The sequence below is a fragment of the Streptococcus oralis genome, from assembly GCF_001578935.1.
Taxonomy (GTDB): domain Bacteria; phylum Bacillota; class Bacilli; order Lactobacillales; family Streptococcaceae; genus Streptococcus; species Streptococcus oralis_R.
Map to the genome: position 1 here is coordinate 1 of NZ_KQ969526.1, position 1,433 is coordinate 1,433.

The 1,433-nt window shown below is 36.6% G+C and carries 1 protein-coding gene; it reads right to left on the bottom strand.

Annotated elements, in window-relative coordinates; genetic code table 11:
- Positions 1-31 precede the first annotated feature (31 nt).
- Positions 32-1,380, bottom strand: a protein-coding gene (locus SORDD15_RS10155; protein WP_155718791.1) for an IS3 family transposase whose coding sequence is annotated in 2 segments (ribosomal slippage) — positions 32-939 and positions 939-1,380 — 1,350 coding nt in all. Because the reading frame shifts where the segments join, the coding sequence is not laid out codon by codon here.
- Between the last annotated feature and the right edge of the window lie 53 nt (positions 1,381-1,433).

Below are 1,433 nucleotides of genomic sequence, written 5' to 3' on the forward strand. Positions count from 1 at the left end.
TGTACTGACCCCAAAAAGTTAGACAAATAATTTAAGTAAAGGATTTAGTTCTGTACTTCACAGGACTAAGTCCTTTTAGTTTGATCTTAATTCGTTTATTGTTGTAGTAATCAATGTAGTCTACAATAGCTTGTTCCAATTGCTCAAGTGAGTGAAACGTCTTCTCATAACCATAAAACATCTCAGACTTAAGAATTCCAAAGAAGGATTCCATCATACCGTTGTCTGGACTATTGCCTTTACGTGACATAGAGGGTTGGATTCCTTTCTCCTCTAAAAAATGACGATAGAAATCATGTTGATATTGCCATCCTTGGTCACTGTGGAGAATTGTATTTTCGTAATGGTCCTCTGTAAAAGCTTGTTCTAGCATGGCTTTTACTTGTACTAAATTCGGCGACGTAGAAAGATTATAAGCAACGATTTCACTGTTAAAACCATCTAATACTGGTGATAAGTAGAGTTTTTGAGTGCTTGCTGGAATGGCAAATTCTGTCACATCTGTATAGCACTTTTCCATTGGTTTTGAAGCTTCAAACTGGCGTTGAATAAGGTTATCGGCTTTCATACCAACCTCTCCTTGGTATGAAGAATACTGCCGTTTACGACGAATTCTAGCACTTAAACCAAGAACCTTCATCAGGCGTTGGACTCTTTTGTGATTAACCACATAACCACGATTTCTTAATTCTAAATGTATCCGACGATAACCATAATTTCCCTTGTGTTCGGTAAAAATAGATTGGATTTCAGCTTTAAGCCCTTGATCCTTATCTGGTTTGTCTAACTGTTTCAAGTGATAATAGTAGGTCGAACGAGCGAGTTTAATGGTTTTTAGAAGAATATCTAACGAAAACTCAGTGATTAATTCTTGAACAATTTCTGTCTTTCTTCTTTCTCTTTTTCCTCCTTCAATCGGAGTTCTCTCAACTTTTTTAGAACAGCATTCTCCGCTCTCAGGTATTCATTTTCTGCTTGAAGACGCTCTAACTCAGTCATTTCTTCCCAAGTTTTCTTACGTTTACGTCCCATTTTAGGTACTCTCCCTCTTGTTTTCTCAACAATAGTATACCCATTTTTCTTGTATTGTGCCAGCCAATTTGGAAGCATCCCTTGGTTTGGGAGCGCATAATCAAGGCTTACACTTCTTTGTGAACGACCTTCAAGCAGAACTTTATCAATGATCTCTTGTTTTAGTTCGGGAGAGTAATAATGATTCTTCCTTTTTCTAACGACCTCTATTCCATAACGTTCAATCAATCTCATCATGTATCTTAGTACAGAGACATCTACACCAAATTTTTTTGAAAGTTGGTTGAAGCTTTGACCTTGCTTTCTAAGTTCATAGATCTGAACCTTATCCTCATATGTTAATTTCATAATAAAAACACCCCAAAAGTTAGATTTTTCTGTCTAACTTTTGGGGGGCAGTT